A 598-nucleotide genomic window follows, 5' to 3' on the forward strand; every position below is an offset into this window, starting at 1 on the left:
CACTTAACTGCTTTTGTTCAGTTAAGATTTTATTTAACTACTCAGACTTTTTCTTATCAAACTCTTTTAAATTCGACTTGAAAGTCTCTTCAGTTTTTCAGCTTGTTTCCAATTTTTTAAAGAACAACGATAATATCTTTCGAGTATCATCATAACTAAACACACAAGATTTATTTTATCTATTTGTTAATTTGTAAATTTTTCTACAAACTTTACCACTTGTGTCCTTAGTTATGATGATTGGTGGAGATAAGCGGGATCGAACCGCTGACCTCCTGCGTGCAAGGCAGGCGCTCTCCCAGCTGAGCTATATCCCCATATATCATAACAACTCCTTTTAGTTTTCACTCTTTTTTTAGAGTGGTGGGTCTGAGTGGACTTGAACCACCGACCTCACCCTTATCAGGGGTGCGCTCTAACCACCTGAGCTACAGACCCAAAAGGATGTCTCTTTCGACCTTTCGTTCCATATATCAAACAATCTGTGTGAACACTTGCAGTCGCTTAATTTGGTAAGGAGGTGATCCAACCGCAGGTTCCCCTACGGTTACCTTGTTACGACTTCACCCCAGTCATGAATCATACCGTGGTAAACGCC

At 40.1% G+C, this 598-nt stretch carries 2 tRNA genes and 1 rRNA gene; all 3 read right to left on the minus strand.

Features of this window, described 5'->3' with window-relative positions:
• Positions 1–241: 241 nt before the first annotated feature.
• A tRNA-Ala gene (locus DPV92_RS09715) sits at positions 242–317 on the minus strand.
• Between the two features lie 44 nt (positions 318–361).
• Positions 362–438 (minus strand) — tRNA-Ile (locus tag DPV92_RS09720).
• 75 nt (positions 439–513) lie between these two features.
• Positions 514–598 (minus strand): 16S ribosomal RNA (locus DPV92_RS09725); the annotation flags it as partial.

The organism is Pseudohaemophilus paraphrohaemolyticus (assembly GCF_003253115.1).
GTDB lineage: Bacteria > Pseudomonadota > Gammaproteobacteria > Enterobacterales > Pasteurellaceae > Haemophilus_A > Haemophilus_A paraphrohaemolyticus_A.